Source organism: Brucella sp. RRSP16, from assembly GCF_052246815.1.
GTDB classification, from domain to species: Bacteria; Pseudomonadota; Alphaproteobacteria; order Rhizobiales; family Rhizobiaceae; genus Brucella; species Brucella intermedia.
On sequence record NZ_JBQQAM010000014.1, the window covers coordinates 1 to 19,748 of the forward strand.

The following is a 19,748-nucleotide window of genomic DNA, read 5'->3' on the forward strand; positions in this document are numbered from 1 at the left end:
GCTATGGACCTACAACAACGAACGTCCCAATATGGGCATCGGCGGCGTAACGCCCGCACAGAAACTGAAAATGGCCGCGTGAATTCTACTGACGAGCCCCGTTAAAAACGGGGGGATTACCGTATCTGTTTCGTTTGGACCGATGCTGGCGCTGAACAAATCGAAATTGTTGACTATCATTGAAGGAAAGAAGCCCTGACCAGTATATTGCCCCCGGTCCATCCCGGCGAAATCCTTCGGGAAGAATTTCTCATCCCACTCGGGATGAGTGCAGGCGCGCTTGCCAGGAATCTGAATGTCCCTCGCACTCGCATTGAGCGACTGGCGACAGAACAGATCGCCGTTACACCTGATACGGCTCTGCGCCTTGCAAAGTTCTTCCGCACCACGCCCGAATTCTGGATGAATACGCAGTCAAGTTACGACCTTAAAACGGAGGCAGTAGCCATTCAGGATCAACTATTAGCTATCCATGAACTGAAAGCGGCCTGCTTTACTATACATTTGATGCAGATCAGGCGATTGTTTTCCAGAAAGTCCCAATGTTTCACGCTAACAACGAAACCGCTCGGCATGATACGCGACAGGTTCTTTTGGTAGCCTGTGGTTCCCTCTTGTCAGGGAAGGGGCACCCCTCACCAGTGGATTGTTCGACTATATCCTGAAGGAGAGAACCACGGGCTACAGATTTCCCTTGAATTTGGTCGAGCGGCCGCAAACGTCGTGCTTAAGTTAATGTATTGGTGCCTGAATGAAGAATAGAACGTTCATTGCGATCATCATCGCTGTTGCACTTGCCGGAATTAATGTCCCAGTGCGGGCCGACGGTTTCAAAATCCACGAGCTGACGCCCATCAAGCAAGAGTTCTGGTCAATATTTGATGCCTCCGCGCATCATGCGGAAGAACCGACTAACTTCCGGATGTCCTGCTGCGGAACAGATGACGACCAGCATTTGATGATCGCGATCGATCGCCATGTTGACGAGCAAGGGCACGAAAATAGAACGGACGAAGGTTATCTCAAAGAGTTGGACGTCAGTTCCGAAAAGATCGGGTTCAAGGTCGAGAAAATTAATGTCTCCCCTGCAGTTGGACGACTTATCCGCCTTCCGAATGTAGGTGGCCTGAAGGGGGTAAATATTTTTGTCGTGGAGGGCGGAGACAGGCTCACAATTCAGTCTGTCGCGCCGACCGAGGAGACAGCTGAGAACAATGCGCGGAAGGCCTTGGGAATAGCAAAGAAGTCCATCATTGGGCGATGACCCGGTCTATAGGCCAGGCGTATTCTTCTATTGTCTTGTGTTAAGTTTTGGCCCAGCGGTCCGTATGCTGTGTCATCCTGCGCCTGAGCAATCACAGCGCTTGCAAACGATAGGCAGCTGCGAAAGCGGATAGGTCGTAGTGTACTTCCGTTACATTGCCGGCAGATCGCAGTTCGATGCGATCATCAGGGTGGGTGCAAACATCAATGATTACCTCACCGTGGACGAATGCATCAAAGGAAGCGTTAAGTAGCTGGCCGCCCCCTTCATTCAGGGCTTTTATCGCTTTGTAGAGTGCCTCGGCCCGAGCGGGATCCAAAATCATGATGTGACTCCAGCTTGGTATTGGCAGTCAGCAAAATCCTGCCCGTGACGCTTGGTGGTCGTCATGCACTAATCCAGACCAAAAGTTGTGCGGAATGGTAACCCTCGCTCTTGGCTTTATTACAGAGCCATTGGAAGGAGAGAACAAAAGCTTCGAATTTTCATCATCGAAAGGCGAACAGATGACTTACACGTGCAAAGTCATCTGTTTTGACAGCTCCCTGGTGCAGATGCTCGGAGCAATTCGCCTCAGGTTCGACCCAGACGTCTACGCAACTCTTCATTCTCAGCACGCAGCTTTGCAGCAAGTTCTTGGCGTAGCTTGAGGTTCTCTGCTTCCAATGCAACCAAGCTGGAAAGATCATCGCTGGAAGACCCCGCCGCTGGCGCGGACGCTTTCTTTGTAGCAGCGTTCTTCCAGTTATAGTAGGTCTGCTCACTCACTTTAGATTGCTGCAATGCAGCCTTGAGAGTGGTCTTGCCATCTTTTGTTGCTTTTTCGATCGAAGCAAGGATGGAGGCGCGCTGGGCCGGCGTATACTTGTTGCGCTTGCTTTCTACCGGTGGTGTTGCAGCGGGTGCTGCTTTTGAAGCAACTTTGGCTGCTTTCACTGGTCCAGATGCGGCCCGGGTGGTTTTAGCGGCAGGCGCTGCAGCCGCCTTCGCGGGCCTTGGCTCAGCTTTTTTGCGTGGCACACGGGCTGTCTTCGGGATGTCTACAGGCTCTGCGGTTCTAGCCTCAACTGGTGTCTCATTTACTGCTGCAATGGTTTCGTCTGCCATGGTCTGCTTCTCCAGATCGATGTTTGGAAATTCATTTAGGCGTCAAAAATACAGGTCAATGGTTGATGTAACAATAAGGCCGCGTACATCATGTGCCCAAGATGAGATAGACTTGCTTTCAGGGCATACCGATCAGGTCGGACATTCTGTTGGGCGTTGAAAATCCACCGCATAATATGTAGCTACTGCTAAAGCCCTTTGACGCGCGCGGAGCGCACCTTTAAATCTTCTCTGGAAAGCTACTCACGGATGAAAAATCCAAACCGTAATATTGTCGTTGAATATAAGAACAAGCGTGCTCGCAAGGGCTCGTCATCTTTGTGGGGAAATCTGGATCTGAAGTCGATTGCCCGGCAAGTGGAGGCCGATGCGTCCCAATCTCCCGTGGAGGTTCGGGCCCAGCCTGATCTGCCCAAGCCGATCGAGCATAGAACTAAGAACGCCACTACAAAAGTTGTGGCGCAAGCCGAGCCGGTCATCGAGCAGGTTGAAGAGGCACTGAGCGAGCCAGAACTTTCCAACATGGGCGCCTCGAAACCGGAAGAAGCATCCCTTGCAACGGAAGGGCTGCAAACGGCAAACATGGAGGAAAATTCTGTTGTCAGGGAGAAAAAGCCGTCTGTTCGACGTGGTATGAAAAAAACAGCTCCGCAGAAACAACAAGCGGCAATTCGGGTGTTTGCCGAGCCTGATATTCAGGCTGAATTGTCAGCTCTGGAAATCGAAAATGCCGAACTGAAACGTGAATTGGCCGCCAGATTGGCCACGGAGAACAGGCAGTTGCTTAAAATGCTCCAACGATTGGAAAAGCAATAGAGAAATGGTCGCTAAGACTGCCCTGCCAGCCTCGATAACTGATATGTTTAAGCGTTCTGGTGACATGCGTAAGGACCCAATGGTTGCCAAAAACAACTGTATTTTCACGCTTAAGCTGACAGCATTTCTGTGTACTGTTGCGGCAGGTAAAGGGAGGTCGATTACTATGAAGTCACTGGGGGAACGTCTCGTTGCGGGGTTGAAGAGTTGGCGATCGCGGAAGAAGCCGGCTTTGCCGGAGGAAATGCCGGATGCTGGACCTGAAGCCAGCGAAACTCCTGAACAGCCTGATCCTATATTGCCAACGCGATTATCCATCAAAGTTACGACCAAAGATCCCGATGAAGTGAGTGACAAGGCAACCCGGCAGGCTGAACGGGCACCTCTTCAGGAGGTGGTATCGCCTACCGAAGATCCGCCGGCGCATGAAGAACCGTCAGTGGTTGTGAAATCTGAGAGGAAGGAGGAGCGAGCGGATGAAGCCATTACTCTACCTCCCGTTCCCAAATCGCCGCAAAAGCAACGGCGCGTGAGAAAGCCGGGTCCAAAGACCGAAGACGGCCCGGTGACAGACGAAGAACTGGAAGAGCTGGAAGCGGAAAATGCCCGGCTTAAGCTCTTATTAAATGAGCAGTTGAAAGCGAAGCAGGTTGGTTCCGAAAACTGACAAGCTGCTAGACTTCGGATGATTAGGATTAAGACACAGGGAGTAGCGATGGCTGTTACATTGTTGCATGGAAGTGGAAATCTCATTTGCGACGGCGTTGATGTGGGCGGGTCGAATTCAGCATCGCGAGCCCTGAAGATGGTCCGGATGTGACCAGGCGCGGAAAAGTGTGGGGAAATAAAAAGGCAGTTGCAGCAGCCATGAACGCCAGCAAGACAGAACTCGCCCTGCCTGAATCCGGTGGCTTGCTTCTCCTGGACCTTCAGGACCTGGATCGCGACGGTGGGGCGCTGTTCACTGTTTTGCAACCCGCGACCGTCTGATGACTGCCCAGTCGTAAACCTCTATCGATCAACGAAAGTCAAAGATGATCGAAATTTGACTTTATGGTAAATACCGCTCCGAATATGCAGGAGCGGGGTCATGCATGGTCGTCTCGAATATCATAAATCAAAAGCGTTAAACGCGCTTCTGACCACTGAAGCCAATGAACAGGCGAGATCAGCGCGGGATCACCGTTTCCACGATTGGTTCGGCGAACTGTTTTCCGTACGATACGTCATTGTGGTGTGCACGTGCTGTTTTGCGACGTTCATCTTCATCGCTGAAATCATCTAAATCCCCGGCGCTCTTCCCGGACCGCCGCGCTATGCCGCGCAATGTTCAGGCCGGGAGTCCGTTTCTGATCAAGAATATTACCTACCCACGATAGGGACAACGAGTGGAATGATAAAACCAATGGTAAGTTCCTGACGGGGCAGGAATGATGCGTGAAGCGAGGAGCGGTGATTCCGAACAGCGCTAAACCTGCCATCTTTGCTTGGGAGTAGAGTAGGGGTAGCTCTCGCGAAAATCGATACTCGTCAGCTTTTTTGAATGATAGGTTTCAATCAGATGGTTGATCGACAAGCCGACCTTCGTAATCCTGACCACCATAGTAAATACCAAGAATGCGAACCGTCTGACTTGTGCGATCAGCGGTGTAGGCGATCAGGACACGACGGCGGAAGCCGAGCGTGCGCAAACCTGGCAGCAGGTCGTCACGCGCTGCACCACGCTCAGGAAAACTTTCCAGAGCGTCGCAATGGGAAACGATTTCATCAACAAAACGTTGACCAGCTTCCGGCGAACCCGTCTCTGCGATATAGGATTCTATGGCCGCCAATTGATCAAGCGCCTCGGGGGCGTATTCGACAGCGAAACGTTTCACGGGGTGGCGGTTTTTCTGCTGGCGCGCCTGACAGCTAGCTGGGTACGCAGTTGCACAGAACTAAGTGCCCGACCCGGATCAGCGTCGAGGGCGGCAGCAGCCGGAACGACTTCGTTGCGCAGCCAGGCTTCAACGGCCTTGTCGCGTGCAGCAAGTGTGCGCAACCCGTCACGGAACACTTCGCTTTCGGTGGCATACTCGCCTGCTGCAACTTTGGCCTTGACCATTTCGGCCATTTCATTGGGCAGGGTAATGCTGAATTGTTGTGTGGAGCGGCGCATGGTGCATACCTCCTTTGTAGGATTTAATCCTACAGACATCGATTAGATGAATCAAGACGAACCGAAGTCAAAACTGCAGTAGCAAACCAGACAGTGTCATGAACCTGCTTTTACAGCACAGAATGTGGAGCGGCTCACCACATTGGGCGTTTTGCTCCGATGCCAACCAAAAAAATTGGAGCTTCGACCAGATTTCTGATTTGGTCCGCTATTGTCAGCACGTGATTGATGGATGACCGGTGCAGCTTTGCGATTGACCTGCAGAAATGTCGCCCAACGCTGATGCTCGTGTAGCATCGATTTTTGTTTTAGCCCGAATTATTGAATCGCCTACGAGGTAGTTCCAATGCGAGGACTTCATTTGCGAAGAGAGCGTAGCGAACGGAGCAGGCCGGAGGAACCCGCGCTTTTAAATCGCGCTGTAGGGTTGCCGGAGGCCTCTTTCGGGTGGCGGCGGTTTTTTCGACTGCTAAGCGCTCATAACTAACCGAAATGGTAAAATGGAAACCGGGGCAAGATGCCCGTTTACGGATACGAAGGCCGTTAAACGCCGCTTAGAATGCAGTAATACCCTCGATATTGCACTGATATCGTGATGACACCGAGAATGAACGAAAAATTTAGGGTTGTCGGACGAAACCAAATCGGTAACATGGCGCCGAAGTGATGCTTGACCTTTTCAAGGAGATTTCTGTCCGGACCATAAAAGAAAAACCGCTCCCGAAAAAATCCGGAAGCGGGGTGCAAATTACAAACATTCAGTTTCTCATAAATCGCACTCCCAACTTCCAAAGTCAAACAAAAACGCTTTTCGGCGAACGGGAAAGCTTTGCCTGGTCCTCAATAAGGAGACGAGGAGGATGGGGGAAACCCTACAAACCACGCGGCAGGTTGGCCGCAAACAGACACCACAACGAACCGAGTTTCGACGGCTAGCCCAGTCCACGGAAATCGGATCGGTGACACGTGGCCAACTGATCGGCCTTGCGCAGTCTCTTCCTTGCCTTGGCCTCATCAATGGCGTCGAAGCGCACTTGCTTGTGACCCTGATCAATACTGCTCCAGCCGAGAGCTATGACAAAGGCGGACGACCGATCGTGTTCAAATCCAATGCAGCACTTGCCTTCGAGGTCGGCCGATCCGAGGGCCGCGTCAGCCGAATGTTGTCTCGACTGTTTGACGCCGGTGTCATCACCATGCAGGACAGCGGCAACTACAAGCGCTATCCGGTCCGAAATGCGGACGGCAGTATTGCCGACGCTTGCGGTATTGATCTACGCGTTCTGATTGCGCGCTTCGCGGAGCTTGACGGAATGGTCCGGCAAGCAAAGGCGGAAAAGAACGCACTCACTGCAAACCTGCGTCGCTATCGCGGCGCCGTTCGCAATTTGCGTTACGCGCTCGCCTCCGTCGAGGACTTGCCTGTGCGGCTGCGCGCCATGATCGAGAAACGTTTTGCGCGTGTTCTCGAAGCAGTAGGCATCGCGAGCAAGGCATCAAGCGCTGTTTTGCGACGCGCGACAAGCTTGATTGAATGGATCGTCGAGCGGGTGATGCAGCTGCCTCGCCGTCATCAGTCTTCAGATAGAAACGAAGATTCGACATGCCGATATGCCGAAAACGACATGCACAAACAGATTACAAACCCCTATTCCCTTGAAGATAGTAGTGATGAAATGCGTTCGGCTTATGCCGAACAACTCGGTATCTTAAAAACCGACTTCGCCAGTAAGAGGGCTTTCGAAAAAAGCCTGGGAGGCAAATCGAGCCTAGTCAATCAACCGCAACACCCGCCACAAACGTTAGTGGCCCTGCAGGATCTGTTACGGGCAATACCGGCGCTGAACACCTATGGAATATCGCGCCCCCGCACCTGGACTGATTTGGCCCGTCTCGCCCCGCAAATCTGCCGCATGGCCGGGATTTCCGAAGATGCACGCCGCCGTGCGGTCGATCAGATGGGGGAACAGGCCGCCGCGATTGCTATCGCAATCACGCTGCAGAAGTTCGACGAGAGGCAAGTGAAGTCGCCGGGCGGCTATTTGCGGGCCATGACAGAGCGCGCCGCTGCCGGCGAATTGCATCTTGCCCGCTCGGTTTTCGGGCTTGCTGCCCGACATGGAATGGAGGGTATGCAGTGAACTTTCGTTGCATTTTCTCCGCCGCGATAGCCCTGCTACTGACTGTCGGGCTAGCTGCCGCTGATCAATGGTCGGGTTCCGTTGCCGGAACAGCCCGCGTCATCGATGGCGATACGATCAGCATACGACAACAGCGCGTGCGGATTGCCGCAATCGACGCTTGCGAAAAGAAGCAAAGCGGCTTTTTGAACGGCAAGACGTGGCCGTGCGGCTTGGTTGCGCGCAGCTACCTTCGCAAAATGATCGACGGCAAGCATGTGTCCTGCTGGATCATTGACGTCGATCGCTATCACCGTTCCGTCGGTCAGTGCTTTCTGGGGAACACGGATATCGGCCTTGCAATGGTGCGCGCGGGTCAGGCTGAAGCGACGTTGCGCTACTTGCCGCGAAACCACGGCATCGACATTGCCAAATATGGGTATGCCGAGAACGAAGCACGCGAACGTTTGCTTGGAATATGGGCGGCCGACGTAGAGAGCCCGCATCTATATCGACGGACCCATGCTTCCAGATAAGCCTTCCAGCATAGCCAAATTGGCGAGGTCGAATAATCAGCGCGGACAACCGTTCTGGTTATTAGTATTTGCCGTTATTACACAAAACCCGTTGAGAATGCGCTCTATCCGGCTATCATGCGTTGCACAATCGGTACCGTGTCAACGGTCTATGCCAACGAGACGAGTTGCCATATTGGCGCATAGAGCACACCTCTAATTCGGTTGCTTTTGACGCTCGTTCGCACGTCGACGCAGTTGCCGCAAACCCGGAAGCCTGAAAAATTTCCCCGCCTGCGGCTCCTCGCGCGACAAATTTTTCGGCCCTCGGCTTCCTTCGCTGCGCTCCGGCCCAAGGGTGCAACACCGCTTACCGCCGTGCCTTGGAACGATCATCGCAACCACATAGAGGAGTGAATACCATGGCCAACGAAATCACCAACTTCATCCAGTTCGATAGCGAAGACCTCGACACCGCATCCGGCAAAGGTCGCATCTCCACCCTGACTGACGACATCGACATCGAGGTCGTGCCTTTCAATTCGGACAACCCGGACGCCCCTACGCATCGCGTTTTCGCCAAGTCCCCGCGTGGCTTCAATATTGAGGTCGGTGGTATCTGGAGAAAGGCTAAGGCCGATGGCGAAGGTTTCAAACGGAACCTCTCGATCCGCCGCCTGAACTACAACGCCAACCTGGGCCGCTTCGGGGGGCAGGACGACCCAAGCCTTCAGGCCGTTCTCGAATGGGAACCGCGTAATTGATAGCGCAACAGCGCCCGGCTGAGTGCCGGGCGCACTATACCGAAAGTCGCGGAAATCCCTTTGTTTTCTGGATTTTGTGCGCATTTTGTGCTAAGGGTTGTCACAACAGGAGTTTTGAAGATGAACTTTCATGCCCCCCGTCCGGATCGATCTCCAGAAGCTGTTGCCAAGCGCAAAAAGGCTACGGATCAGGCGCGTGCTGCAAACATGCGGCAGGGCTATGTCCACGACCCACTGTTGGAAGTAGCGACGGCGGCCTACGTCGCGGGCGATATCACACGCGACGAATACAGAGAGCGTGTTGTCCGCAAACCGCAATAGCTCACGCTTATCCTTTTTAATTTGATGCCGCCTGCCTTGGGCAGGCGGCTTTTTATTGGTCTTCGTCATGGCTGAAACGGAACCCAAAGGCTCCTATACCTATCCAAACACATCTGACGATCCCGACCGCAGGGACGTGCTGCGTAATAAACTTGGAATCCGGTCTTATAAGGAACTACGCGTCGAAGAATATCGCGCGACAGCTTTCCGGATGGCTGAAATTGCCGAAGGAGACGGCCCGAAAGGCGCGTTCGACGCCCAACATCTGAAGGCCATTCATGGTCATATTTTCCAAGATGTTTATGAATGGGCCGGTCATACGCGCAATGAAAGCCCTGTTGTCGATGGCCAGAGGGTGGAGCCGATTGGCAATTTGTCGAAAGATGGGAGCTCATTTCTTCACGGTTCGCGCATCGAGATGGGCTTGGACGAAGCCTTTAGACCGATCAGGAATCCGGAAATATTGCGTGGATCGTCGGTCGAGCAGTTCGCCGAAATCGCCGGTAAAGTTTTGGCAGAGTTGAATTATGTGCACCCCTTCCGAGAAGGAAACGGACGGGCCCAGGAGGCACTGTTAGCATCCCTTGGTCGCGAATATGGTCATGATGTTGACTTCACCGTCATCACCAAGCCGCGCATGATCGAAGCGTCGATCGCGACGACCAACGACCCCTCCAGTCCGGCTATGAAACATGTCTTTGAAGACGCGATCGATCCAAACCGGCAGGAAGCCTTAAGAGCTGCTTTCGTCGATCTGGAAATGCGCGGTGAGAATGCTTTCGAGCACAACGTGCGCAGCGCCAGGCCGGGCGAACAGATTTCAGGTCAGGTTCTCGGTCACGATATCCGCGTTGCCAGCGTTGTTACCGACCACGGGATTGTCGCAGTCGATCGCGCCGACCTTCCAGAGCGGTTGCCCGATGACAATAGCGAAATCACATTCACCGCTCGTTCTGACTTCTCCCGCCTGTCGCGTCCGGATCAGGTCAGAAATGCAGATGGTCCGGCAGTCGAACGAATGCCACCAGAGCAGAAAAGCGCAGCGGTCCCATCCCGGCTTTCAGAGCTGTCGACGCACAAGCAGCCCGAGCGGGATTCCGACGACCGCGAACGATAAACGGTACATCTTCCGCGCAGAGATCTGGTCCGTTTGCTTCGGTGGGTGACATTTGGGCCGCCCCACCCGTTGGCTGGTTGACGGACAAGCTGCGATAGCCCCTCCCCAATGCAACCGCTTCGCGGTCCTCCACTTCCGTTGCGGCCAATAGGTGCATGGGCTCGTCTCGGCTATCTCCGTTTTTTGCCGTCAACCAACGAATGGAGACGGCCATGAACAACGTCATCGACACCTATCAGCGCATTACCGACCTCATCATCGAGCAGCTGGAAGCCGGCACCAAGCCTTGGGTTCGCCCGTGGCACGGAAATACCCGCCCGAGCTCCGTCATCCCCCGCCGATCCAGCGGCGAAGCCTATCGCGGCATCAATGTTCTCATGCTCTGGATCGCGGCGCAGATGAACGGCTACGAACAGACCACCTGGATCACCTATCGTCAGGCGAAGGATCTCGGCGGTCAAGTCCGGAAGGGCGAACGTGGATCGCTTGTCGTCAAATTCGGCACCTTTACCCCGAAGGATCAGGACGCCGATGACGACCGTTCGATCCCTTATCTCAAGGGCTACACGGTATTCAACGTAGAGCAGATCGAGAACCTTCCTACCGATTATTACAGCCCAGCCGAACCGATGCCGATGGCGCTCGTGCCTCACAATGAAACCGTCGACATGTTTGTTCGCCAGACCGGAGCCGTCATTCGCTACGGCGGCACGAGGGCTTGCTATCGTCCTGGACCTGACGACATTCTGATGCCCGACCGGGAGCGTTTTTTAAGCGATGTCCACCTGTACTCGTCGCTTCTGCACGAAATTGGTCATTGGTCAGGCGCAAAGCATCGCCTTGATCGCGATCTGGTTGGCCGCTTCGGCACAAACGCTTATGCACTCGAAGAACTCGTGACCGAACTCTCCGCAGCTTTCCTTTGCGCTGACCTAGGCGTGGCCCATGATCCTCGCGAAAACACAGCCGCTTATATCGAAAACTGGCTGGCCGTCCTGAAGGCCGACAAACGCGCCATTATCACTGCAGCAGCCAAAGCACAGTCGGTTGCCGATTATCTCCATGAGATTGCAAGCGGGTGATCATGTGAGGCCGTTTACGCGGTCATCTATTTCTCAGCCAGGCTCGAGCTCTTGGAGCTTGCATCAACTTGGTTCTGAAGTTCCGCCATTTTTTTTACCAACGACAGCAGATCGCGTGTCGTACTATGTGGAAGATCGCTGACAAGTTTTGCTAGTTCGACACGATCTCTGGCTTCTTGCTCGTTTTCACCCCAGAGATGAGGCGCTGCCGCGAAGAGCATATCGATTGGCATGAAACCCAATACTTCGCAGATGTGTATCATGCGCGTAACGTGCAGTTTTGAGAATGCACGTTCGTAACGACCATATACCGGTGTAGACAGGCCCATGAGTGGCGCAAAATCAGCCTGTTTGAGACCAGCCTGTTCACGCGCTTCTCTTAAATATTTTGCAAGTCGTTGGTCTATTTCTTCAAACGTGCTGATACCATCAAAGCCGCGACGTCTGTAGATGGGCTTATCGATTTCCGGATCATTGGTTTTCTCCAATGAATGTTCTTTTGCGAAATCAGTAGATTCGTTATTCACCGTTTAAACCCCTTAAACTCCATGCCACCTAATTGAATATTATGAATTATTCTCGTTGGTTTGGCACTGTAGAGTTTGATGAAACGGAATTCATCACCAAACTTTTCTGCCCCACGGATGCAGAAAGCGACCTCTTACGGAAAAAAATGAACTAGAATATGTTGACTAACGTGTTTTCGCCGCGGCCATTCGCCAGTTTCCTGGTTTTCCCTCAAAGACTGCTTCGATCAACGCTGTGTCCTTCAGCCAACTGAGTGTAGCTGACAGTTCGCAAGCCATAGTTTGCTGTTTGATATGAATGCAGCGGATAACATTAGTGATGGAATCTTTGCCGTAGGCGGCATAATTCCAGTTGGAAAAGCGAAACAGTTCTTCTTTGGCAATCTGGTTGGTTGGCCATTCGACTGAAATGGCGGGCGTGCTAACTTGACTGTTAATGGATGAGTTGATTGGCTCAATCGTGTGGCCAAAGCCGTTAGCAGCTAGATAAGGCGCTAAATATAGACCGACTCCGATCCCGACAGCCAAGCCTAGAAGAAAGCTGCGACCAAACACGGTCAGTATCCGTTTTCTGTTAGATACTGGTCGATGGCGTCTCTAAGGATAACCGACATCTTAAGTCCGTTGTCGTGGGCTGCCTTTTCAAGTCGCCTTTTGGTGTCGTAATCAAGTGAGACATTTACAAAATGCTTACTTTCTCGTTCACGGTTTCTACGAAGTTCACGTAAGCGATTTCGGGAATCTTCCCGCTGGTTTGCCTGTTGGGTATCGTTCGCCCTTCTTTCATCTGGCGTGACGAATTGTGATTTAGGACGAGCCCTTCGCGTTTCCAGTTCTGTTGACGGCCCTGTAGTTTGCTTTTGTGCGTTTTCCGCCGCTGGGAGCGCAGCAGCATTGGGGCCATTCTCCTCTTCTGCTGATGGGCGTCTGCGGGATGCGACGGGGAAGTCCGACAGTGTGACCTTGCTTTTAGCCATTCACCGTCTCCATTACATTCTGGTCCCTTAAATAGTCGAGCTCAGAAACAAACGCGTTGACTTCGGTTCTGGCCTTACAGATAGCATCCGTTAATTCCAACATTTGCAGTGTTCCCAAGCCGCTGCGGATCTCGCGATAACAGTTGCGCTCGATTAGCTCAGTTTCGAGCAGCGTCGTATTGTAACCATGTTGGCTTAAATTCTCTACGAATGGACGAATGATACGATATTCTTCAAGGTGGCGATTAACGATGTTGATGCGTGTCCGCACAACCGTCTGAGGAATGACACGTTGGTTGTGATCTGTTCGCGTGGCAATGGTTTCCGCGGCTTCGCCTGCTGCCTTTATTTCATCCTGTGCAGGCTGAATGGGCGTAATCACGATATCAGAATGATCTATTATCGTATCCATGACCACGCTATCGACGCCGGGAGCATCGATAAGTACGGCGTCGTACTTTTCCGCCTGTGAAGACATAATCTGTTCGATTGAGTTCTGGCGAAGTGCGGTCGTCAGAGAAATCGATTCAGGTAAGTTGCCCTTCGCTTCACAGCGCTTCCACCACTCGGCCAGGTTCTGGCGGGGATCTGCATCGATGAGAAGGACTCGTCGACCTTGGAGTGCGAATTCACCTGCTGTCAAAATGACGGTGGTCGTTTTACCCGCACCGCCTTTGCCACTAACTGCTGAAAATCGAGCTGTCATGAATTCTCCTTCAAACGAACAGAGCATGAACGTTTACCCACGTCCGGTTCAGGCCATATCAGACTAACGAGCATTTGGATCGAGTGGTGATCGTTAGTTATATTGAGTGAGGAACAGACTATGATATTTTCACACGATGTGGCAACACACTATGACCAATGGATCACACGGTGTGTTCACACCGCTTAACCACATGACATCGTCGTGTGGTTTATTTCCCTAGTTCCTTTCTCGCTGATGATGAACCCCGGAGCCGCGCAAGAGCCGTCTGTGCCGCTCGCACGCAGTCCGGCAAGGGCGAAGAGCGTAGCGTCCCTTGCTGGCGAGTACGAGGGGTACACAAAGGCGAATAAAGCGGTCTGGAGGTGAACCCTGGTGAGCGTAGTTCCTTTTGAAACGCCGGGGCGCAGCCTCGGCGTAAAGGTGAGCGAAGCGAGACCAATTTGGACGATCTTTATTGATTTCCTATTTATTATGTTAGGCAGGATACGGAAAAATGTGCTACATTTTATCCAGTTAATCACGAAACACGTCCGCGATTGATTATTGCTACTCTGTGCTGGAGCTGTTGAAGCTTATGGATGAGGGAATTACCGATGGTGGGGCGGCAGTGAAAGCCAAGCCGCAAACCATTCATAGCCGCGTTTCGGCGGACGAATATGATGCAATCGATGCAGCCGCAAAGGCGGCTGACATGACGATGAGTGCATTTTTTAAAGCTGTATTCCTGCAAGGGGCAGGAGTGAAGCCAGTCTTTAATGACGAAGACCGGGCGCTTTTGTCTCTCATGCTAGAAGACATGCGTATGATTGGCGTCAATCTCAATCAGGTAGCCCGAGCTCTGAATAGTGGAAAATTGGTATCTGATAGCGAAATCCGCATGGTGGTCGGGGATGTGCAGAAGATGCAGGTCGGCGTCCTCAGCGAGTTGCGGCGCGTTACCAAGCGATCCGGATACAGGCATCGCAGCAAGGAATAGCAGTCGATGGAGTTTTTTCTCGGAGCCTTTGAGAGTGAATGGGAGCAGCATCGCGCGGCGCTGTTGCATGAGCTTTCTTTGGGTTCGAGTGCTGCGAGTGGCGCGGAAGAAGAAATGCGCCGGAGGCTGCGCGAACTGCAAATCGCAGGAGGTGCCGCTGCAGCAGGTAGTGCTTCAGTGCCGAAAATGCGCACGGGATCCTCAAGGGCACAGAGTTTCCAGTTCTTTGGAAGTACGGCAAACAAGCCAATTGCGGCAGCTAGGCCGATGGAAGCGCGTCTGGCCGCGGTTGCAGCAGGCAGTCAACCGTCCGTGGTAAAAATGGCATCGTACGGTGGCGGTGCGCGGTTCGGCGCGATGGTCAATTACGTATCTCGCAGCGGGGAAATACACGTCGAAAAGGAAAATGGTGAGCGCCTTCATGGTCGCGAGGAGCTTGCCCGATTGCGTGGCGAATGGGAGCCATTGTTTCAAAATCGTGCTGAGAGCAGGGATATTGGAACTTTCCATGTGACGATCGAAGCTACTGGTTTCGAAACAGAAGAAGCTTTGCACCAACTCATACGCGACAGCCTGGCGAGCGGATTAAGTAATCGCAGCTTCGCTTATGCAGTTTCGCAGCCATCACATGGAGTTTTGAAAGTTGATGGTCTGGTGGTCTTGCGCAGCGCGGAAGGGGAGCGGTTGACCGGCGACCCGAAGGCGGCTGACATTATTCAGAGACGTTACAACGTAAGCGCGGTGTCCGAGCTGGCGAGGGCGCGGTTCCGTTTTACGGGGTATGGTAATGGCGTGGAATATGGCGCTGCCAAGCTGCGAAATCTGGTCGAGGAACATAAGGGAGAAGTTCGCGATGATAAGGGGCGGGTGATCTCCGATGCGCGTTCCGCCGGCGACCTGGTGCAAAAGCAGTGGCGTCGGGAGTTGCATAGCCGCAAGGGCAGGGATGTGATGCATGTCATCATGTCTGCCAAAGCTGGCACCAATGTTCAGGCTTTCGAAGGCGCTGTTCGGGATTTTCTGGCCGCTCAGTTCGAAGGACACCGCTATATATTTGCGATGCATGATCCGTTCAGTGATCCGAAGGAGATGGGGCAGGGCGGAAAGCGACCGCATATCCATGCCCATGCCATTATCGCTATGCGTTCGGATGCCGGTGATCGGGTAGAAACCTCGCCACAGGTTTTTCGCCAATGGCGCGAACTTATGGCTGAAAAGGCGCGTCAGCACGGAATCGCTATGGAAATGACGGACAGGCGCGAGTTTGCAAATGCTCCAGCCTACACGCGCAATCAGGTGCGGCCGGTTAATCGCGAGGGACGAACGGAACATGAGGGGACGAGTGCGGCGGCTCAGTCGCGTTATGATGCCAAGCGGTCAGGTCGGCGGAGCGTGGCGCGAAGCGTGCGCAGCCGTGAATATACCGTAAAGGTAACTCAGAGTTGGGAGAAAATCGCAATGGCAAGCGGCAATCATCAGATTGCTCATACGCCATGAAGCAACGAGATGTAGTTGTATCAACAAGTTTGCATCAATGGGAAGCCAAAACTTCTAACATCGTTCATGCAGAATTCGGGTCACATTACCGCACCAATTTGGTAAAGTTGCAAAACATCATTTTGGAGGGTGAAAAAGTGCGCGAAATGTCGAGAAGCGATTTTGAGGCATATGAGAAAGAAGTTGAAACAGCTTTGTTCCGGCTTGGCCGCAATCTCGGACCGGAAGAGAAAGACGATCTGGATCAGGTAGCGCAGTATACGCGCGAGCATGTCAATCTAATGCGCGAGCATATGGAATTGACTGAACAGCGTGGATTGACCGTTGAAACCCCATCTCGTGAAAGCGAGCAAGATAGCTCGTCAATGCAGATCGCTCGCGAAGCCGATTCCGAAATTGCCAAGCCAGCGCATGTTATCGTGGAAGCAGAGCAGGGTCGGCCATCGGCAGATAATGCCAACGAACCTCGTTCAAGCATTGATGACGAGGAGAAAGCAGCTGCAGCATCCTATCAGGCCGAAATGGATCGTTCATTCCCGGATGAGATCACGAGCCGATATTATATTCGTGAGGATCACGGGGGGACGCAGCGAGTCTTTGCCGATTCAAAGGGTGAGCGCGAAGTGTTCCAGGACAATGGAGAGAAGCTGCGCGCTAAATCGTTCGATGCTCAGGGGGTTCGGTTGATGATCGAAACAGCAGCGCATCGAGGCTGGACGAGCATCGAAATAACGGGGAGCAAGGAGTTCCGCCGAGAAACTTGGCTGGAGGGCCAGGCGCACGGTATTTCGGTCAAGGGCTATCAGCCGACGGAACTGGATTGGCAAGATCTGGCGCGTCGCGAGCAGTCCTACTTGCGCAATGAAATTGTTCCGATCGAGGGCAGGGCGCTGGATGCGGCTCACCGGGATCAGGAGCAATCTGCAGGATCGGATCAGTCGAGCAAGGTCGATAGAGAGCCTCAGAATGCAGATAATTCTGGAACGTCCCACTCCAAGACCGTCGACTATAAGGAGGGTGTGCAGGGCATCCTCGTTGATACAGGCGAAAAGCCTTATCAGGATAATGAAAAAAATGAGCCTTCGCCATTTGTCGTTATTGAAACGGCCAATGGCAATCGCACTGTATGGGGTGTCGGATTACCGGATGCGTTGCATCGCGCCGGCGCTGAAATCGGCGATGAAATTCATTTGCGGTCCACTGGGACGGAACGCGTTTTGAAAACCGTCATTCAGGAAGTCGACGGTCAGAAGCAGCGTGTCGAGCAAATGGTCGATCGCCGGGCATGGGAAGCGAACGTGCTTGAAGAGAGGGATCGGACAGATGGAAAAGTTGAAGGTTCCAAACAGCTCGACAATCAGGTTAATATGGAAGTGAAGGGCGTTGCTCGCGATGGAGAAACCATGCGCACCGATCGACCTCAGCAACAAGTTCCGCGATTGCAGGAACTAGAACAAGAGCAGCAGCAAAAGAAGGAACGCGACGAACACGAGCGTTAAACGACCATGCGACACGATTACATCTACAATTCACCTCCCGATCCGAAGGCCGACGATGCTTTTGCAAAATTCTTTGCAATCTTGTTTTGGCTCGTGCTTGGACTGGTTGCAATCGTGTATGTTGCTACTGTCATTCAAGGTTGGTTTAATGCCGCCTTCGCATGGATTACTGATACCATCAGTTTCCTTGGAGGATTCTTGCCGTTTTGACGGCAAGGAGAATTAAAAATCAGCCGGGCGCTTTTGCGCCCCGGCTTTTTCGTAAGGGTTAGGCCATCAGACTCATAAACAAGGAGCGAGGCGCGTTGCACCATAGCGAGAAAGTTGGCGGCGAGCAGACCGATCCGGATCGGGAGTCCTTGCGCGTCAACGACGCCGTATATCTTGGTTGTCAGCCCGCCGCGCGATCGTCAAATGGGTAGCGGCGGCTCGATTACGCGGCATTCAAAGTCTGTCAGGTCATATCGGCTCATGCTGAGCCCTGAATCAGAATCGGGCGCGATATGCAAGCATCAAAGCAGTCAGTCAGCAGACGACCTCTTCTCTGTCGTTCCAAGATTACCGACGGCATCCCGGAAGCTGCCGTTCCTTGGCGCATCCAAACTTTTGCTTGCTCGGACCCGTCAGCCAACAATCACCTTGTGCAGAGGCGGTTATTAGAGGGTGCCACGCTTAGTTGAAACGGATCTTATTGAAACTCATGGCACTTGATGTCCGTCATGGTCTGGAAAAAGTTTCAATCGCCCTTGCCACACCAGCCACACCGTCGCTTGGGTTTGAATACCGGACCAGCGCGAAAATCGCCGGTAGGCCGAGCGCCATTAACGTCACAAAGCCCTCGCCGATCTGAAGATTGTGGGTAGTCCTGTCCGGGTTCTCATAAGTAACCTCGCCTGCAGGCTGACCGCGTCGGTCGCTGAAGCAAGCTACGATCGGGATGTTTGCAGCTTGGGCAACTTGGAGTTCGATCCCCAATCCCGTTGATGGATAGGTAAGTTCCGCAATAACGAGATCAGCTTCTTCAACCATTTCGCGATCCCACAAGTAGCAGAGCCGAGCCCTGTCGCTGAATGGCTTAGCTGCGAGTTGAGGGTCGCTGTCGACTAACGCATATTTAACCTGTGAAACGCTTTCAACGCTTTTGGCAGCATTCGCCAGGCGATGGATGAACGAGGCGTATTCTTGAAAGCTATCACGTGGAACGTGTGTCAGGGCACATGCGATATAGATTTTCATCTCAGCTCGGGCTCCGAACATTTGGAGCCTGAAATTCGTGTCCAGTAAGCTCCGCTGCGATTTCGTCAATGAACTGTGACGGCGACATCTGGATGAACTCGCTCAGCAGCCAGTTGTATTTTCCCGCCAAATGTGAAGCAAGCTGCAGTGGACGGTACCTGCATAGTTCACTCAGGTGGTGCATGGCGGCGAGCACTAGTGTTGGCACCTGCCGCTCGATACGAGCAGGCCCAGCGGCCCGGGCTTTTGCATACCAGAGGGTCTCAGCGCCGTTGATATAAAATAGGTTCCAACTCAGAGTTCTACGAAGGGCTGCAATGTTGTTGAGGTCCGCCGCACTTGGCCTGCTTGCACTTGCAACTGCAATATCATTCGCGGAACGTATGAACCCAGGCTGTGCAGGATCAGGTACAAATGTGGGCGCCAAGCGGTTGATCGTGAGTCGCGTTTGATGGTCCTTCGACATGCGAAATCTAAGAAACGAACGGTGCGTTACTGCGTCAAACGTGAATCTAGGATCCAGCATGGGCATAAACATCTGTACCTGCCGCGGATATGACAGACAGTAAGTCCGGTGAATGAACGGCAAGTTGAAGAAAATCTCTTGCAACGTGTGTGTTTTGGACATCTCCGGTTCTTGATAATAACTTGACAGGGAGGGCAGCACTCCTGCGCCGAGTATCCGGACCCCCTCGGTTGCGATTGATTTCCGTTGGTTTGGAGTGGCTCTGGAATAGCCGCCAACCCCATGACGCTCGATAAACGGCAAATTCTTCGCGGCCAAAAGCGCCTTCGCGGCATTCATATAGCAGTAGTATAGTAGCAAGGGCGCAGATTGGAGTGGCAACCCTTCCGAAACTCGATGAAACTCCCTGGCCTGCTCCCAGTAAAATGCCGCGGCTTCCTTTTTCTCGCGCTTGAGCCATAGGGCAACGAAGGTCCATGGTGACTTGGTTAGGACGGTCCTTGACCCAATGATTTGGTTTATTGACGCCTTGTGAGGGGCAAGCTCCCGTCCCTTGTACTTTACATTTGGCATAAATAGCCCCTCTCAATCTCCATG

General features: G+C 53.0%; 24 protein-coding genes and 2 pseudogenes. 15 read left to right on the forward strand and 11 right to left on the reverse strand.

The window, feature by feature from the left end; translation table 11 throughout:
• Positions 1-195: 195 nt before the first annotated feature.
• Positions 196-489 (forward strand): annotated as a pseudogene (locus ACS5UA_RS19275) (HigA family addiction module antitoxin); the annotation flags it as partial.
• Between the two features lie 262 nt (positions 490-751).
• Positions 752-1,264, forward strand: coding sequence for a hypothetical protein (locus ACS5UA_RS19280; protein WP_121987201.1), 513 nt, complete (start codon positions 752-754; stop codon positions 1,262-1,264).
• A 91-nt stretch (positions 1,265-1,355) separates the two neighbouring features.
• On the opposite strand, the gene ACS5UA_RS19285 is transcribed toward ACS5UA_RS19280, so the two are convergent.
• Together ACS5UA_RS19285 and ACS5UA_RS19290 are read right to left on the reverse strand one after the other, a co-directional pair.
• Complete coding sequence (locus ACS5UA_RS19285) at positions 1,356-1,589, reverse strand: hypothetical protein (protein WP_273728751.1); 234 nt, start codon at positions 1,587-1,589, stop codon at positions 1,356-1,358.
• Positions 1,590-1,837: 248 nt separating this feature from the next.
• A complete protein-coding gene (locus ACS5UA_RS19290) occupies positions 1,838-2,371 on the reverse strand; it encodes a transposase (RefSeq protein WP_443101643.1) in 534 nt (177 codons plus the stop codon).
• Between the two features lie 249 nt (positions 2,372-2,620).
• Between ACS5UA_RS19290 and ACS5UA_RS19295 the strand changes: the two genes are divergently transcribed.
• From ACS5UA_RS19295 to ACS5UA_RS19310, 4 genes are all read left to right on the forward strand, one after another.
• Entirely contained in the window at positions 2,621-3,187 is a 567-nt protein-coding gene (locus ACS5UA_RS19295; protein ID WP_121987199.1) for a hypothetical protein, read from the forward strand.
• 4 nt (positions 3,188-3,191) lie between these two features.
• Positions 3,192-3,854, forward strand: coding sequence for a hypothetical protein (locus ACS5UA_RS19300; protein WP_443101644.1), 663 nt, complete (start codon positions 3,192-3,194; stop codon positions 3,852-3,854).
• A 167-nt stretch (positions 3,855-4,021) separates the two neighbouring features.
• Entirely contained in the window at positions 4,022-4,177 is a 156-nt protein-coding gene (locus tag ACS5UA_RS19305; RefSeq protein ID WP_443101645.1) for a hypothetical protein, read from the forward strand.
• 100 nt (positions 4,178-4,277) lie between these two features.
• A complete protein-coding gene (locus ACS5UA_RS19310) occupies positions 4,278-4,472 on the forward strand; it encodes a hypothetical protein (RefSeq protein WP_443101646.1) in 195 nt (64 codons plus the stop codon).
• Positions 4,473-4,740: 268 nt separating this feature from the next.
• Here ACS5UA_RS19310 and ACS5UA_RS19315 read toward each other — a convergent pair whose 3' ends face one another.
• Positions 4,741-5,064 (reverse strand): type II toxin-antitoxin system RelE/ParE family toxin, encoded by a 324-nt coding sequence (locus tag ACS5UA_RS19315; RefSeq protein WP_443101647.1) that lies wholly within the window; start codon positions 5,062-5,064, stop codon positions 4,741-4,743.
• Positions 5,061-5,345: a ribbon-helix-helix domain-containing protein gene (locus ACS5UA_RS19320; RefSeq protein WP_443101648.1), complete on the reverse strand. Its 285-nt coding sequence runs from the start codon at positions 5,343-5,345 to the stop codon at positions 5,061-5,063. The genes ACS5UA_RS19315 and ACS5UA_RS19320 overlap by 4 nt, the downstream gene beginning before the upstream one ends.
• Positions 5,346-6,205: 860 nt before the next feature.
• Between ACS5UA_RS19320 and repC the strand changes: the two genes are divergently transcribed.
• The 6 genes from repC (at position 6,206) to ACS5UA_RS19350 (ending at position 11,264) form a co-directional block, all read left to right on the forward strand.
• A complete protein-coding gene (gene repC, locus ACS5UA_RS19325) occupies positions 6,206-7,486 on the forward strand; it encodes a plasmid replication protein RepC (RefSeq protein WP_443101649.1) in 1,281 nt (426 codons plus the stop codon).
• A 26-nt stretch (positions 7,487-7,512) separates the two neighbouring features.
• On the forward strand, positions 7,513-8,001 hold the full coding sequence (locus ACS5UA_RS19330) for a thermonuclease family protein (RefSeq protein WP_443101721.1): 489 nt from the start codon (positions 7,513-7,515) through the stop codon (positions 7,999-8,001).
• 401 nt (positions 8,002-8,402) lie between these two features.
• Positions 8,403-8,744, forward strand: a complete 342-nt coding sequence (locus ACS5UA_RS19335; RefSeq protein ID WP_105545503.1) for a DUF736 family protein — start codon at positions 8,403-8,405, stop codon at positions 8,742-8,744.
• A gap of 120 nt (positions 8,745-8,864) precedes the next feature.
• On the forward strand, positions 8,865-9,065 hold the full coding sequence (locus ACS5UA_RS19340) for an antitoxin VbhA family protein (RefSeq protein WP_278520892.1): 201 nt from the start codon (positions 8,865-8,867) through the stop codon (positions 9,063-9,065).
• A 67-nt stretch (positions 9,066-9,132) separates the two neighbouring features.
• A complete protein-coding gene (locus ACS5UA_RS19345) occupies positions 9,133-10,182 on the forward strand; it encodes a Fic/DOC family protein (protein WP_443101650.1) in 1,050 nt (349 codons plus the stop codon).
• 212 nt (positions 10,183-10,394) lie between these two features.
• The gene (locus ACS5UA_RS19350) at positions 10,395-11,264 is read left to right on the forward strand and encodes an ArdC family protein (RefSeq protein WP_443101651.1); all 870 of its coding nucleotides are present in this window, start codon (positions 10,395-10,397) and stop codon (positions 11,262-11,264) included.
• A 26-nt stretch (positions 11,265-11,290) separates the two neighbouring features.
• Here the strand turns inward: ACS5UA_RS19350 and ACS5UA_RS19355 are convergent, their stop codons facing one another.
• From ACS5UA_RS19355 to ACS5UA_RS19370, 4 genes are all read right to left on the reverse strand, one after another.
• Positions 11,291-11,791, reverse strand: coding sequence for a helix-turn-helix domain-containing protein (locus tag ACS5UA_RS19355; protein ID WP_182506095.1), 501 nt, complete (start codon positions 11,789-11,791; stop codon positions 11,291-11,293).
• A 165-nt stretch (positions 11,792-11,956) separates the two neighbouring features.
• On the reverse strand, positions 11,957-12,346 hold the full coding sequence (locus ACS5UA_RS19360) for a hypothetical protein (RefSeq protein ID WP_443101652.1): 390 nt from the start codon (positions 12,344-12,346) through the stop codon (positions 11,957-11,959).
• Between the two features lie 2 nt (positions 12,347-12,348).
• Positions 12,349-12,768, reverse strand: a complete 420-nt coding sequence (locus ACS5UA_RS19365; protein ID WP_443101653.1) for a ribbon-helix-helix protein, CopG family — start codon at positions 12,766-12,768, stop codon at positions 12,349-12,351.
• Positions 12,761-13,474 carry a ParA family protein gene (locus tag ACS5UA_RS19370; protein WP_443101654.1) on the reverse strand — a complete coding sequence of 238 codons (714 nt, stop codon included), beginning with the start codon at positions 13,472-13,474 and terminating at the stop codon, positions 12,761-12,763. Before ACS5UA_RS19370 ends, ACS5UA_RS19365 begins: the two co-directional genes overlap by 8 nt.
• 577 nt (positions 13,475-14,051) lie before the next feature.
• Here ACS5UA_RS19370 and ACS5UA_RS19375 point away from each other — a divergent pair.
• Genes ACS5UA_RS19375 through ACS5UA_RS19385 form a run of 3 tightly spaced genes read left to right on the forward strand, consistent with a single transcriptional unit; the run spans position 14,052 to position 17,449 of the window.
• Entirely contained in the window at positions 14,052-14,453 is a 402-nt protein-coding gene (locus ACS5UA_RS19375; RefSeq protein WP_443101655.1) for a MobC family plasmid mobilization relaxosome protein, read from the forward strand.
• Between the two features lie 6 nt (positions 14,454-14,459).
• Positions 14,460-15,950, forward strand: a complete 1,491-nt coding sequence (locus ACS5UA_RS19380; protein ID WP_443101657.1) for a relaxase/mobilization nuclease domain-containing protein — start codon at positions 14,460-14,462, stop codon at positions 15,948-15,950.
• On the forward strand, positions 15,896-17,449 hold the full coding sequence (locus ACS5UA_RS19385; RefSeq protein ID WP_443101658.1) for an LPD7 domain-containing protein: 1,554 nt from the start codon (positions 15,896-15,898) through the stop codon (positions 17,447-17,449). Before ACS5UA_RS19380 ends, ACS5UA_RS19385 begins: the two co-directional genes overlap by 55 nt.
• A gap of 329 nt (positions 17,450-17,778) precedes the next feature.
• Here the strand turns inward: ACS5UA_RS19385 and ACS5UA_RS19390 are convergent.
• From ACS5UA_RS19390 to ACS5UA_RS19400, 3 genes and pseudogenes are all read right to left on the reverse strand, one after another.
• A pseudogene (locus ACS5UA_RS19390) lies at positions 17,779-17,856 on the reverse strand (IS5/IS1182 family transposase); the annotation flags it as partial.
• A 310-nt stretch (positions 17,857-18,166) separates the two neighbouring features.
• Positions 18,167-18,685 (reverse strand): nucleoside 2-deoxyribosyltransferase, encoded by a 519-nt coding sequence (locus ACS5UA_RS19395; protein ID WP_443101660.1) that lies wholly within the window; start codon positions 18,683-18,685, stop codon positions 18,167-18,169.
• A gap of 1 nt (position 18,686) precedes the next feature.
• Positions 18,687-19,724, reverse strand: a complete 1,038-nt coding sequence (locus ACS5UA_RS19400) for a YaaC family protein (RefSeq protein ID WP_443101661.1) — start codon at positions 19,722-19,724, stop codon at positions 18,687-18,689.
• Positions 19,725-19,748 lie beyond the last annotated feature (24 nt).